Source organism: Pseudomonas sp. H1_A03 (genome assembly GCF_054685145.1).
On record NZ_CP162829.1, the window covers coordinates 3,878,589 to 3,892,454 of the forward strand.

Below are 13,866 nucleotides of genomic sequence, written 5' to 3' on the forward strand. Positions count from 1 at the left end.
CGGACGGTATCTGCTTACAACTATCTAGCCACGGCCATTGCACTTTTTTTGATTTCTTAGCTCTATCCTTGTCCCAGCCCCGCCGATTCCCGCGTGGGCAGATGAGCCAGATCGGGTGCCGATGGATCGCACGTTTCCTCGTTTCAATATTCGACGGCTACGCCAGCCCATGCTGCTGGCTGCCGTGCTGATGCTCTGCGCCAGCGGTTGCAGCCAGCAACAGGGTCGGGATATCGCCAAGCAGTTCAGCAATGGCAAACCTGATGAATTCTTCCAGACCAGTGTCGATCGCATGGCAACACTGGGCATGCGCGACAATTTGCAAAGCCTGTATTTGCTCATGAACAAGCTCTATCTGCGTAATCCCAGCCAGTGGCGTCAGTCGGGTTACCCGGATGCGGTGACCGCTGCGCGGGAGATTCGCCAGGCCATCGAGCAACGCCGATCCCTTCCAGCGCTGGGGGAGCGCCGTGACTTGGCGGCGCTGAGCTATTCCTTGAGCCCGGAATTCAAAGGCGACCGCGTCGGCGCTTTTATCTATGCCATCGGCAGCATGATCGTGACTGCTCACGGTGGGCGCACGGAGTTTTACATCACCGATGCGATCAACCCTGAATTCGTCAGCAATGCTGCGCGCAATATCGAGAAGGCCACCTGGCTGCTGAGCAAGCGCCAGGATGCGAATGGGGTGTTGCTGCTGTTTTCCAACGAGATATCGGAGGAGGGCAGCAACCTGAGTTTCGCGGTGGAGTTCGGCAAGATTGTCGCTCGCCTCGATCTGCTGACCCAGATGCTCGATGAGCGCTACCGGCGCATAGGTGTCAACTACGCGCAGAGCTTGTTGCTGATGAATTTTCTGCCGGTGCAGTAATCGTGCGGTAGCCGCCTGCCTGAAACCAATCGGCGAGGGCGTCTGCCCCCATTGGCTTGGAGATCAAGAAACCCTGGGCCTCCGAGCATCCCCATTGAGTGATCAATTCGAGGGTATCCGCGTTTTCCACGCCCTCTGCGACTACCTTGTAGCTGAGCCCCCTTGCCAATTCGATCAGGGTTTTGACCAGACGCGCATCTTTTTCATGGGTTTTTATGTTGCTGATCAATGACTGGTCCAGCTTGACCGAATCAATGGGCAATTGGCGCAAGTACGTCCAATTGCTATAGCCCGTGCCGAAGTCATCAATAGCAACGCCTATGCCGTATCCGCGGGCTCGTTCAAGTTGCCGGCTGACCGTGTCTGCATCAGTCATCAACGCGCTTTCGGTAAACTCCAGCTCGAACGTGGCAGGGTCGAGTTGGAGCCTGTGGATGTCATCGATCATCTTGTCGATAAATCGCGGTGTTTCCAGGTCGCCCGCGGTGACGTTCATGGCGATGCGAATCACCAGCCCTTGCTGTTTCCAGGACAGTGCCTGATGGAGGACTGCGTCGAGTACCCAAAAACTGATCGAATGCATCAGCGCGGTTGTTTCCGCCAAGGGAATAAATTCCGAAGGGGAGATCGCGCCGAATAGCGGATGCTCCCAACGCAGCAATGCCTCGACACTGCTGCATTCACCCTGCGGCAGTTGGATCTTCGGCTGGAATACCAGGCTTAATTGATGACGGGCACGCATAGCGTCCGGCAACGAACTCAAGAGCATAAAAGCACGCTGCTGCGCCGCATCGATGTGCGGTTGATAAAGCGACCACCCCAGGTTTCTGTCCCTGGCGTCGTCCGCTGCGGCAACGACGAGCCTGATCCAATCCTGCGGCTCGCCACTGGTGACTGCCAGGACACCAATACCGGCATGCATGAGAATCGGGATCCCGTGGCACTCGACGGGGGTATGAAAATCTTCAAGAATCCCGGCGCACACATCCTCCAGAGGCACGCTGCCTTTTGACAAAAAGCCGAAGCGCGTCGGGCTGATTTTATATAACAGGCATTGGCTGGGCAGCAGCGCGTGCAAACGTGCTTTGATCGCCAGGATCAGGTCCTGGACGAAGTTGTAGCCGAGCGCTTTGACCACGTTGTTCAAGAAGGCCGGGGAGACAATATCAACGGCAAAAACGTGAAAATGCTCGGACGTCGCCGCTGCCTGGCGGATGTCTTCCTCAAACCGCAGGCGGTTGAACAGCCCGGTAGGCTGGTCGATGTAAATGCGAGCACGCGCGCCAGTGATGTGCATCATCACCAGCTCAGCGAAATACACCAGCATGGAAAAATCACGCTCGCTCATTGGCTCGCGGGGCACGGTGTCGATGATACACAGACTGCCCAGCGAGAAGCCGTCAGCCGTCATCAGTGGCGCACTGGCGTAATACCGAATGTAGGGCGTGCCGGTGACCATCGGATTGTTTATAAAGCGCTCGTCGTTGTGCGAGTCGAGAATCTCAAGCGGTACCCGGTCGAACAGCGAATAGGCGCAAAATGAAATTTCGCGCGCGGTTTGCTCTTCTTCAATGCCGATGCGTGCTTTGAACCACTGCTGATGCTCATCGATGATTGAAATCAGCGCGATGGGCGCACCGAAATAGTTCGAGGTCATCGCGACCAGTTTTTCGAAGGCGTCGTCGTGTTCGGCATCGCGAGCGCACAAGGCTGCGACGCGCTGCAAGCGTTGTACTTCATAGTCTGAAGTCGGAGTTGCTTCGTCCATGTTGACCCCTGCGTATACGTAGACTTGCCTGAAACCTATCAGCTACGGTGTCCTACCGGATTACCTATTTATCTATCAAGACAATAGCAAATCATTGTGCAGGGTTGCAGCCTTGTGCCGGCGGTGGAAGCGGGCGCTTGCCTCGTCGACACCGCTCGGAGCAATAGCGCACCTCGTCCCAGCATTATCTTGCGGCTTACGACGCGCTTGAAAGCGGCGCCTTGACGACGCCATCCCGTCAATCGTCCAGGCTGAACGTCAACCATGCGGCGTGTTCAGCCTGACGGTTGATTTCCACGATCACACCCTTCACAACGCTGCCATCAGGCAGCCTGACTTCCACGTGGTTAGCGTGTCCTGGCCACTGTACGGGCTGATCGACTTCCAGGCGTGCGATGGTCGGCGTGCCGCTTTCCGAAAGGCGCACGGTCACATTTTCGTTCAAGCACTCGTCTGGCTCCACGCCCAAGTGGCGAGAAGCCAACAACACACTGGCAGTGCCCTGATAAGTTTGAGACATGAGATTGCTTCCTTTAATTAGCGGGCGGATTCAGGCGGTAGACCTCCTGCCTGACCCAGAGGTTTCCACGGAGTGATTGCCGGTTATGCAAGGCCTTAGAGAAAACCGGATGGCCGGCCCTATCTGCCAGTAGGGGGTTTCACTTTTGCATGTAGGAGGCGGCCTATCTTGCACCCCGTGGCTTGAAACACCTGTCTGCCGGCAATAGCCTCGGATTTTTCTGAAAGTGAAGCCTTCACGATGGGTAAGAGAAAAACGGTTTGGCCGACTGAACGCGAAATACGCCTGCGCTTTATCCTCTTCGCGGTAATCGACGCGGCAAGCGCTCAGGGTGTTTCCTCCGAGTTGTTGCTGCCAGCGCACAAATTACTGCGTGAATCGCCCACTGAGGCGCAGGTATTGAGAACGTTGGGCGAAATTCTCGACACTGATGAAATGGTTGGGTTCAGGTTTGCTCCAGGATCAGAAGCAGAGGAATTGATGCGGACGTTAGGCGAACCTGGCGGCTGAGTTCTTTGCGTCCGAAATGACAGTATCTGCGAACCAGCTACAGTTGATGCTGTTTTGTGAAGGGGCTGGTGCGTTAATAGGGAGTGACCTGGCGGGCGTCTCAGTCTTCCCACCACGTGCCCCCGAATTCCAAGGACTTGCCCGATGCTGTTGCGCCACCCTCCGTTCCTGTTTGCCGCCCTGACGTTAAGCTCACTGGTGCACGCCGAAGACCTGCAATTGGCCCCGGTCGAAGTCACCGGCAGCGAAGCCAGCGCCGGTGAAATGGCGCAGGCGCAGCTCAGAAACGTCCCCGGCGGCACTAACTACATCGACATGAACAGCGTGCAGCAGGGGCGGGTGAGCACCAACGAAGACGTGTTCAAGTACCAGGCCGGGGTGTACGCCAAGGCAGCGAACAATGAAGGGGTGAAACTCTCGATTCGCGGTTCTGGCCTGAACCGCAGCCCCGGTTCCCATGCCTCCGGCTTGTATGAAATGTTCGACGGTCTGCCACTGACCGGGCCTGGTGGCACCCCCTATGAGCTGAAAGACCCCTTGTGGCAAAGCCGCGTCGAAGTGCTGCGCGGCGCCAATGGTTTTGACCAGGGCGCCCTGGCCCTCGGTGGCGCGGTCAACTACGTGACCCGCACGGGCTACGATGCGCCTAAGTTGCAGGTGCGATACGAGGCGGGCAGCAAGGGTTACGCCCAGCGCGAGATCAGTTCCGGCCAGGTCTTGGGAGATGCCGACTATTACATCAGCCTCACCGACTCCGCGTCTGACGGCTACCAGCACCAGAGCGCCGCCACCGGCAAGGGCGTGGCCGCTAACTTCGGCTACCGCTTCAACCCGGACCTGGAAACCCGCTTTTATTTCCGCTACCGCGAAACCACCAACGACACCCCCGGCAAGCTCACGCGCGCGCAAATCAGCCATGACCCGCGGGCGGCCAACAGCCTCAACGCCGCCCGCGACTCCAAGCGCCTGCAACCGGGCTCCACCTGGATCGCCAACAAGACCACCTTGCAGTTGGACGACAATTCCCGGGTCGAAGTCGGGCTGGCCTACCACGACTACCCGATGGACCTGCGCGAAGGCACCAACCGCCTTAAAGTCGCCTACACCGATGTCAGCGGCACCCTCAACTACATCCGCCAGGACACGCTGTTCGGCCACGACAGCAAAACCACGCTGGGCCTGCGCACTACCCAAGCGATGCCTAACAACGGCGCTGCGGAATATGTGCGCACGCCCGCCGTCAATACCGCTGGCTACGCCCCGGGCACCAAGACCCGCGACTACAGCTATCTGGGTTCCGACACCGTGCTGCATATCGGCAACGACCTGGAGCTGGTCCCTGACCTGTGGCTGACGACCGGCCTGGCCGCGATCTACACCCGGCGCGAAACCCAGGTCACCTACCCCGAAGGCCAGGCGCCGCTCAGCCAGCACGACTGGGACTATGCGCCGCGCATCGGCCTGCGTTATGACTTCAATCCGCAACTGCAGGTGTACGGCAACCTGAGCCGCTCGGTCGAGCCGCCGCACGCGTGGTCGATGATCTGGGGCTCCAACAAATACTTCACGAGTGGGCCGGCCAAAGGTTTGGCGCGCGAAGGCGTGAGCCTGGAAAACCAGACCGCCACCACCCTGGAAATCGGCGGGCGTGGCGAAGCGTGGCTCGGCCAATGGGACCTGGCGCTGTACCGCTCTGAAGTGCGCCACGAACTGCTCACCGTGGAAACCCAGGCGCAAACGTCCACCAGCAATGCCATTATCGCGGAAGCCAATGCCAGCCCCACTGTGCACCAAGGCCTGGAAGTGAGCCTGCTCAGCCCCTTGTGGGACGGCGGCCGCAACGGCCAGCTCTCCCTGCGCCAGGCCTATACCTTCAGCGACTTCCACTACCGCGACGACGACCGTTTCGGCGACAACACCTTGCCCGGCATCCCCAAGCACTACTACCAGGCGCAAGTGCGCTACAGCCACCCGACGGGTTTCTTTACCAGCCTCAATAGCGAATATTCCTCGCGCGTGGCGGTCGACTACGCCAACTCCTATTACGCTGCGTCCTACACCATCCTCGGCGCCACCTTTGGCTACGACGCGCCAAAGCAAGACTGGCAAGCCTGGGTCGACCTGCGCAACCTCACCAACCGCCGTTACGCCAATACGGTCACGCCGGGCTATGACGACAAGGGCCAGGATGTAGCGCGTTCGACGCCAGCGGATGGCCGCGGCATCTACACCGGCGTCTCCTGGAGCTGGCGCTGACAGGCAAGCCAGCTCCCACATTTGATCGGGGCTACTTTCAGAGAGGGACAGGCCCTTGCTCCTACACCGATTTACTGGCATTGTTTGCGCAATTGGTAACACTTCCCATTTGAGATCTTTTTGCGCATGCATGACATTCCCGCCGCGCTGGGCGACTCCGTCCGGCAGCAGACTCTCACGGCGATGTACAGCGAGCACCACGGCTGGTTGCACGGCTGGCTGCGCAAGAAACTTGGGTGCTCCCAGCATGCCGCCGACCTGGCGCATGACGCGTTCATCCGCGTACTGATGCTGGCCGAACCGCAAACTATCAAGGAACCCCGCGCCTTCCTGGCCACCACGGCAGGGCGGTTGTTGATCGACGGCGCTCGTCGTCGCCGTATCGAAAAAGCCTACATGGAGGCGTTGGTGATCCAGTGCGAAGACGCCGGCATGCCCGACCCAGCCGCGATTCATGTGGCGCTGCAAGCCCTGGAACGCATCGCCGAGATGCTCACTGGCCTGCCTGCCAAAGTCCGCGAAGCCTTCCTGTTGAGTCGCCTGGATGGGCTGACCTACAGCGAAATCGCCACGCGCCTGGACGTCTCTTCCAGCACCGTCAAAAACTACATCTCCAGCGCCCTGGTGCATTGCTACCACAGCCTGCACCCGACAGACCCGCTGGTATGAGCACCGAGCAGATCATCCAGCAAGCGGCGCAGTGGCTGACCCGCCTGCACGACGAGGACGTCAGCGACGCCGACCGTCACGCGTTTAATGCCTGGTGCCAGGCCGACCCGCGTCACGCCGTGGCCATTGAACGCATGCGCGCCTTGTGGGGCAGCCTCGACACCTTGCCCGCCAAGCCCGCCCGTGTTGCCCTGAACCGCGCGTTTACCCCGCAACGTCCGCGTGGTGCGCAGGTGGCGGGCTTGCTCGGCGTGGTCTTGTGCAGCTGGCTGGGCTTGCAACACGTGCCGGTCTGGATGGCCGACCAGCGCACCGCCGTCGGCGAGCGCCGGCAGATTGCCCTCGAAGACGGCAGCCAGTTGCAGCTCAACAGCAACTCGGCAGTCGACGTGAAATTCGACGGGCATCAACGCGTGATAGAGCTGTTGCAAGGTGAACTCTGGGTCGAAGTGGCCAAGGATGCGCAACGGCCTTTTGTGGTGCGCACCGACCAAGGCACGGCCACCGCATTGGGTACACGTTATCTGGTCAAGCGGGCGGCAGACGGCACCACGGTCGTCACGGTGATCGAGTCCAGCGTAGCGGTCAAAGGTGAAGCCAGCGAGGGGGTCAAGGTCACGGCCGGCCAGCGTTCGGTCCTTGACCACGGCCGCGCCCAGCCGCCGCAAGCCATCGCCGATGCCGACCCGGACGCTTGGACCCGCGGCCTGCTCAAAGTCAACGACCAACCCCTGAGCGAGGTGCTGCAAACCCTCGCCAGCTATCGCCACGGGATGCTGCGCTTCGACCCTCAGGCCCTGCAGAACCTGCGGGTATCGGGGGTCTTCAAGCTGGATGACACGGCGGCGGCGCTGTCGTCACTGGCGGATAACCTGCCGATCCAAGTGGAGTACTTCACCGACCTGCTGGTGGTGGTCAAGCCGCGCTAGCCTTCGTTCTGGCGCAGGCGCTTGTACAAGGTATTGCGGCTCACGCCCAGCTCGCGCGCCAGGTGGGAAATATTCCCGCCGGCAGCCTTCAAGCGCTGGTTCAGGTCGATGCTGTCGTCCAGCTCGTCACTGGCGGGCCGCGGCGCCGCCATGTCCAAATCCACAAAAAAATCATCCGGCAGGTGTTCCGGGCGGATCGGCTGCTCCTCGGCCATGGCTAGCGCCACCTGCAACACGCTGCTGACCTGGCGCAAGTTCCCCGGCCAAGGGTGCTGATCGAACAGCGCCAGCACTTCGGCGCTCAGGCCCGCCCATTGGGTCGGCTCGCGGTGTTGCTGCCACAGTTGCTGGAACAGCGCCTGCTTGTCCGTACGCTCGCGCAACGGCGGCAGCTCCAGCGTCAGGCCGCCGATACGGTAGTACAAATCCTCACGAAACCGCCCGGCCTGCACCAGCTCGCGTAACGTGCGGTTGGTGGCCGAAATGATGCGTAAATCCACCGGGAACAACTCGCTGCTGCCCACCGGCTGCACGCAACGCTCCTGCAATACCCGCAGCAGGCGGGCCTGTGTCGGCAGCGGCATATCACCGATTTCATCCAGGAACAGCGTGCCCTTGTCGGCCTTGCGGATCAGGCCGATGCTGCCTTTTTGATTGGCGCCGGTGAACGCGCCTTTTTCGTAGCCGAACAGTTCCGACTCCACCAGCTCTGCCGGAATCGCGGCACAGTTCACCGCAATAAACGCTTTCTGGCTGCGTGAGCTCGCCTGGTGCAGGGCTTTGACGAACACTTCCTTGCCCACGCCGGTTTCACCGTGGATCAGCAGGGGGATGTCCTTCTCCAGTAAGCGCTCGGCCTGACGCACGGCTTTCTCCACGCGCACATCGCCAAAATGCAGGGTCTTGAGGCCAATCGACGTGGGTTTGGCCGGCACCGGCTCCGTGAATACGCGGGCCTGCACCGGCATCTGCTGAGGCCGCTTCAACACGCACTGGAACCGGTTGCGTCCCGCCGCTTGCAGCGAGAAGGGCAACCCCTCCGGCTGGTTCAACAACTCCAGCAACGACACCTTGAACAAACTGTCGATCATCACCCGCGACAAACTGATGCCCAACAGGTTGTCGGCGCGACGGTTGGCCGACAGCACTTGGCCGCTCTCATCAAAAATCAGCAGACCGGCCCACTGGCTATCCAGATTGCTCAAGCCAGTGTTAAAGGTCAGTTGGAAATGTTCACCGCGAAACAGGTTGAGGATGAGCCGGTTCTCCACGGTCTGGCTCATCATCTTGACCATGCCCAGGGTGTGGGAGGGCGGCAGGTAGCTGTCGCTGGACACATCCAGCACCGCGATGATCTCGCGCTGGGCATCAAAGATCGGCGCCGCTGAGCCCGTCATGAAGCGGTTGGCCTTGAGAAAGTGCTCATCGTGTTCGATATGCACCGCCTGGGCACAGGCCAGCGCGGTGCCGATAGCGTTGGTGCCGCTGGAACGCTCCATCCAACTGGCGCCGGGGTTGAAGCCCCGAGCCAGCTTGGGCTCGATAAAACGCTGGGTGCCCCAGCTGGTCAGCACCTGGCCCTGGTTGTCAGCCAACATGATCAGGCAATTGGAGTTGCTGAGGATGTTCTCGTAGTAGGGCAGCACTTCCTGATGGGTGGTTTGCACCAGCGAGTGCTGGCTTTCGAGCAATTGGCTGATGCCCTCGGCGGGCAGTTGGTCGAAGCTGGGCGTGCTCTGGTGGTCCAGGCCGAAGGCGCGGCAACGGCGCCAGGATTCCTGGATAAGGGTGTCGTGAGCCAAGGGTTCGGCCATGGGGGCGACCTTCGTTTTTATTGTTATTGGGCTTGCACAATCTACCTGAAGAAACCGGATCAAAATGTGGGAGCGGGCTTGCTCGCGAAAGCGGTGGACCAGTCGACCTATGTATTGACTGACACACCGCATTCACGAGCAAGCCCGCTCCCACATTTGTCCTGTGTTGGTGATGAGAGTGTTGTTCAGAACTGTTCATTGTCAAGGCCCTGAGTGTTCAGTTGTTCAGCCTGCGTTGTTCATTTCTGTTCACTCCTGAACATCCCATTTAAGCCATTTCCTTGCGCATCAAGCACTTGCCGTTTTGGCACGAAACTCGCTGTCACATCTGGCCAGATTCATTCCAATAATAAAAAGGTCGTGTCATGTCATTGACCCTGGAAAATGTCTCCCGTGTTGTCGAAGGCCAAACCTGGATCGACGACGCCAACCTGCGTTTCGAAGCCGGTTCCTTTAACGTCCTGCTCGGTCGCACCCTGTCAGGCAAGACCAGCCTGATGCGCCTGATGGCCGGCTTGGACAAGCCCAGCAGTGGCCGCATCCTGATGAACGGTGTGGATGTCACGCAAAAGCCGGTGCGCCTGCGCAACGTGTCGATGGTGTATCAGCAGTTCATCAACTACCCGACCATGACCGTGTTCGAGAACATCGCCTCACCGTTGCGCCAGGCCGGTGTGTCCGACGAGGTGATCCAGGGCAAGGTGCTGGAAACCGCGAAGATGCTGCGCATCGAGAAATTCCTCCAGCGCCACCCGCTTGAACTCTCCGGTGGCCAGCAGCAACGCACGGCCATGGCCCGCGCGTTGGTCAAGGACGCCGAATTGATCCTGTTCGATGAGCCCTTGGTGAACCTGGACTACAAACTGCGCGAAGAGCTGCGTCAGGAAATGCGCGAACTGTTCGCGGCACGTCACACCATCGCCATCTACGCCACCACCGAGCCCAATGAAGCGTTGGCCCTCGGTGGCACCACCACCATTCTTCACGAAGGCCGGGTGGTCCAGAGCGGTAAAGCCGCCGAGGTGTATCACCAGCCGCAGACCGTGCTGGCCGCTGAGCTGTTTTCCGAACCGCCGATCAACCTGATGCCAGGGCGTATCAGCGGCAACGAAGTGAGCTTCGCCAATTTCGTGCACTTCCCGCTGAACGTCGACCTGCGCCCCATCGGTGAAGGCGAGTTCCGGTTTGGCGTACGCCCCAGCCATATCAGCCTGGTACCGAGCAACGACGACGACCTGGAGCTGGCGGTGACCGTGGAAGTCGCGGAGATCAGCGGCTCGGAAACCTTCCTGCACGTACGCAGCGAGCATTTCCTGTTGGTGCTGCACCTGTCGGGGGTGCACGAATACGACGTCGACGCGCCGATTCGTGTGTACATCCCCACCCATAAACTGTTTGTGTTCGATGGCCAGGGCCGTTTGGTCCAGGCCCCCGGACGCCGTGTCGCGAGGGTTGCCTGATGGCCGAGATCCACTTGCAGAACCTGGCGCATAGCTACAGCCCTACGCCGAGTGGTCCTGAGGACTACGCGATTAGGGAAATGAACCACGTGTGGGAGCAGGGGGGAGCCTACGCCTTGCTCGGGCCGTCGGGCTGCGGCAAGTCGACGTTGCTCAATATCATCTCCGGCCTGCTCAGCCCGTCTGAAGGCCAGGTGCTGTTCGACAGCAAGGTGGTTAACGACCTCACCCCGGAAAAACGCAACATCGCCCAGGTGTTCCAGTTCCCGGTGGTGTACGACACCATGACGGTGTTCGATAACCTGGCATTTCCCCTGCGCAACCAGGGCATGGCCGAAGCGAAAATTCACAGCAAGGTGCAGGAAATTGCTGAAGTCCTTGACCTGCAAAGCCTGCTGAGCAAAAAAGCCCGCAACCTCACCGCCGACGAAAAGCAGAAAGTCTCCATGGGCCGTGGCCTGGTGCGCGACGACGTGTCGGCGATCCTGTTTGACGAACCGCTGACGGTGATCGACCCGCACCTCAAGTGGAAACTGCGGCGCAAGCTCAAGCAGATCCACGAGCAATTCAACATCACCATGGTCTACGTGACCCACGACCAGTTGGAGGCCTCGACCTTCGCCGACAAAATCGCGGTGATGTACGGCGGCCAGATCGTGCAGTTCGGCACGCCCCGTGACTTGTTCGAACGGCCGAGCCACACCTTTGTCGGCTATTTCATCGGCAGCCCTGGGATGAATCTGATCGAGGTGCAGGCCGAAGCGGGCGGAGTACGGTTTGCCGGCATGCACCTGCCATTGTCCGAGGCCATGCAGCAACGTATTGCCAGCGCCGATTACAAGAAATTGCAGGTGGGTATCCGCCCGGAATTTATCCACGTGTGGGACGAGCACAATCCTGACGCCTTGCAGGCTGATGTCACACACCTTGAAGACCTCGGTACCTACAAGATCGTGACCCTCAACCTCGAAGGCGCCACGCTCAAAGTGCGCCTGGCCGAAGACAAACCGGTACCCGAAGGCAAGGCCTCCATCAGTTTCCCGGCGCAATGGCTGATGGTGTATGCCGACGATTACCTGCTGGAGGTGCTGCCATGAACAAGGTGCAGAACAACAAGGCCTGGTGGCTGGTGTTGCCGGTGTTCCTGCTGGTGGCGTTCAGTGCGGTGATCCCGATGATGACCGTGGTCAACTATTCGGTGCAGGACATCTTTGACCAGTCCAGCCGCTACTTCGTCGGTGCCGATTGGTACAAGCAGGTGCTGCTCGATCCGCGTCTGCATGACTCATTGCTGCGCCAGTTCATCTACTCGGCCTGCGTGCTGCTGATCGAAATCCCGCTGGGCATCGCCATCGCCCTGACCATGCCGACCAAGGGGCGCTGGTCGTCGCTGGTGTTGATCATCCTCGCTATTCCGCTGCTGATTCCATGGAACGTGGTGGGCACCATCTGGCAGATTTTCGGCCGCGCCGACATCGGCCTGCTGGGTTACAGCCTCAATGCCCTGGGCATCAGCTACAACTACGCGGCCAACACGGCGGACGCCTGGGTCACCGTGCTGGTGATGGATGTGTGGCACTGGACTTCACTGGTAGCGCTGCTCTGTTATTCCGGGCTGCGGGCCATTCCGGATGTGTACTACCAGGCTGCGCGGATTGATCGGGCATCCGCCTGGGCAGTTTTCCGACATATCCAGTTGCCGAAGATGAAGAGCGTGCTGCTGATCGCGGTGATGCTGCGGTTTATGGACAGCTTCATGATCTACACCGAACCCTTCGTCCTCACGGGCGGCGGACCGGGTAACGCCACCACCTTCCTCAGTCAGACACTGACCCAGATGGCTGTAGGCCAATTCGACTTGGGCCCGGCGGCGGCATTCTCGCTGGTGTATTTCCTGATCATCCTGTTGGTGTCCTGGCTGTTCTACACCGCCATGACCCACTCCGACGCCAACCGCTGAGGCCGCCAACATGAGCAAGCGCAAGCTGATTCCATTGCTGATCTACATCCTGTTCCTGCTGGTGCCGATCTACTGGCTGCTGAACATGTCCTTCAAGAGCAACACCGAAATCCTCGGTGGGCTGACGTTGTTTCCGCAGGACTTCACCCTGGCCAATTACAAGGTGATCTTCACCGACCCGAGTTGGTACACCGGCTACCTCAACTCGCTGTACTACGTGAGCCTGAACACGGTGATCTCCTTGAGCGTGGCGCTGCCGGCGGCCTATGCGTTTTCGCGCTACCGTTTCCTCGGTGACAAGCACCTGTTCTTCTGGCTGCTGACCAACCGTATGGCACCGCCGGCGGTGTTTTTGCTGCCGTTCTTCCAGCTGTATTCGTCGATCGGTCTGTTTGACACGCACATCGCCGTCGCCTTGGCGCACTGCCTGTTCAACGTGCCGTTGGCGGTGTGGATCCTCGAAGGCTTCATGTCCGGCGTGCCTAAGGAAATCGACGAAACCGCCTACATCGACGGCTACTCGTTTCCTAAGTTTTTCGTGAAGATTTTTATCCCGTTGATTGGCTCCGGCATTGGTGTGACCGCGTTTTTCTGCTTCATGTTTTCCTGGGTCGAACTGCTGCTGGCGCGCACCCTGACCTCGGTCAACGCCAAGCCTATTGCGGCGGTGATGACGCGCACGGTCTCGGCGTCGGGTATCGATTGGGGCGTACTGGCGGCGGCGGGGGTGTTGACTATCCTTCCCGGCATGCTGGTGATCTGGTTTGTTCGCAACCACGTGGCCAAGGGCTTTGCCCTGGGCCGGGTCTGAGGAGTCGATGATGGAATGGATGGCCTGGACCACCCCCACGGCGCTGTTTTTTGGCGGCATAGCCCTGATCCTGGCGGGCATGACCACTTGGGAACTGCGCTCGCCGAGTATCCCCCGGCGCGGTTTTCTGCCGATCAGCACCACCCGTGGTGATCGCTTGTTTATCGGTCTTCTCGGTAGCGCCTACCTGCATTTGCTGGTTATCGGCGTTACCGACTGGAGCATCTGGGTGGCGTCCGCGCTCTCCCTGGTATGGCTGTTGAGTGTGATGCGTTGGGGCTGATGCCCTTGTGAATAA

Annotated in this window: 13 protein-coding genes and 1 pseudogene; 10 read left to right on the plus strand and 4 right to left on the minus strand. The window is 59.8% G+C overall.

Features of this window, described 5'->3' with window-relative positions:
* The first annotated feature begins 121 nt into the window (after positions 1-121).
* The gene (locus tag AB4O35_RS18010; RefSeq protein WP_065872109.1) at positions 122-871 is read left to right on the plus strand and encodes a hypothetical protein; all 750 of its coding nucleotides are present in this window, start codon (positions 122-124) and stop codon (positions 869-871) included.
* Here AB4O35_RS18010 and AB4O35_RS18015 read toward each other — a convergent pair.
* The 3 genes and pseudogenes from AB4O35_RS18015 to AB4O35_RS18025 form a co-directional block, all read right to left on the minus strand.
* On the minus strand, positions 822-2,639 hold the full coding sequence (locus tag AB4O35_RS18015; protein ID WP_065872110.1) for a sensor domain-containing phosphodiesterase: 1,818 nt from the start codon (positions 2,637-2,639) through the stop codon (positions 822-824). The two genes, AB4O35_RS18010 and AB4O35_RS18015, sit on opposite strands and share 50 nt — an antisense overlap.
* Positions 2,640-2,730: 91 nt before the next feature.
* Positions 2,731-2,823, minus strand: a pseudogene (locus tag AB4O35_RS18020) (DUF2256 domain-containing protein); the annotation flags it as partial.
* Positions 2,824-2,877: 54 nt separating this feature from the next.
* Entirely contained in the window at positions 2,878-3,159 is a 282-nt protein-coding gene (locus AB4O35_RS18025) for a hypothetical protein (protein WP_065872111.1), read from the minus strand.
* Between the two features lie 240 nt (positions 3,160-3,399).
* Here AB4O35_RS18025 and AB4O35_RS18030 point away from each other — a divergent pair, with 240 nt between their 5' ends.
* The 4 genes from AB4O35_RS18030 (at position 3,400) to AB4O35_RS18045 (ending at position 7,523) form a co-directional block, all read left to right on the plus strand.
* Positions 3,400-3,669: a hypothetical protein gene (locus AB4O35_RS18030; protein ID WP_065872112.1), complete on the plus strand. Its 270-nt coding sequence runs from the start codon at positions 3,400-3,402 to the stop codon at positions 3,667-3,669.
* A gap of 144 nt (positions 3,670-3,813) precedes the next feature.
* On the plus strand, positions 3,814-5,925 hold the full coding sequence (locus tag AB4O35_RS18035; RefSeq protein WP_065890788.1) for a TonB-dependent receptor family protein: 2,112 nt from the start codon (positions 3,814-3,816) through the stop codon (positions 5,923-5,925).
* Positions 5,926-6,051: 126 nt separating this feature from the next.
* Entirely contained in the window at positions 6,052-6,594 is a 543-nt protein-coding gene (locus AB4O35_RS18040) for a sigma-70 family RNA polymerase sigma factor (protein WP_065872114.1), read from the plus strand.
* Entirely contained in the window at positions 6,591-7,523 is a 933-nt protein-coding gene (locus tag AB4O35_RS18045) for a FecR family protein (RefSeq protein WP_065872115.1), read from the plus strand. The genes AB4O35_RS18040 and AB4O35_RS18045 overlap by 4 nt, the downstream gene beginning before the upstream one ends.
* Here the strand turns inward: AB4O35_RS18045 and AB4O35_RS18050 are convergent.
* Positions 7,520-9,337: a sigma-54-dependent Fis family transcriptional regulator gene (locus AB4O35_RS18050; RefSeq protein WP_065872116.1), complete on the minus strand. Its 1,818-nt coding sequence runs from the start codon at positions 9,335-9,337 to the stop codon at positions 7,520-7,522. The two genes, AB4O35_RS18045 and AB4O35_RS18050, sit on opposite strands and share 4 nt — an antisense overlap.
* 365 nt (positions 9,338-9,702) lie before the next feature.
* Between AB4O35_RS18050 and AB4O35_RS18055 the strand changes: the two genes are divergently transcribed.
* Genes AB4O35_RS18055 through AB4O35_RS18075 form a run of 5 tightly spaced genes read left to right on the plus strand, consistent with a single transcriptional unit; the run spans position 9,703 to position 13,851 of the window.
* A complete protein-coding gene (locus tag AB4O35_RS18055; RefSeq protein ID WP_065881935.1) occupies positions 9,703-10,797 on the plus strand; it encodes an ABC transporter ATP-binding protein in 1,095 nt (364 codons plus the stop codon).
* The gene (locus AB4O35_RS18060) at positions 10,797-11,894 is read left to right on the plus strand and encodes an ABC transporter ATP-binding protein (RefSeq protein ID WP_065946310.1); all 1,098 of its coding nucleotides are present in this window, start codon (positions 10,797-10,799) and stop codon (positions 11,892-11,894) included. Before AB4O35_RS18055 ends, AB4O35_RS18060 begins: the two co-directional genes overlap by 1 nt.
* A complete protein-coding gene (locus tag AB4O35_RS18065; RefSeq protein ID WP_017735078.1) occupies positions 11,891-12,757 on the plus strand; it encodes a carbohydrate ABC transporter permease in 867 nt (288 codons plus the stop codon). The genes AB4O35_RS18060 and AB4O35_RS18065 overlap by 4 nt, the downstream gene beginning before the upstream one ends.
* A 10-nt stretch (positions 12,758-12,767) precedes the next feature.
* A complete protein-coding gene (locus AB4O35_RS18070) occupies positions 12,768-13,568 on the plus strand; it encodes a carbohydrate ABC transporter permease (protein WP_003232361.1) in 801 nt (266 codons plus the stop codon).
* 10 nt (positions 13,569-13,578) lie between these two features.
* The gene (locus tag AB4O35_RS18075) at positions 13,579-13,851 is read left to right on the plus strand and encodes a DUF2160 domain-containing protein (protein WP_003232363.1); all 273 of its coding nucleotides are present in this window, start codon (positions 13,579-13,581) and stop codon (positions 13,849-13,851) included.
* Positions 13,852-13,866 lie beyond the last annotated feature (15 nt).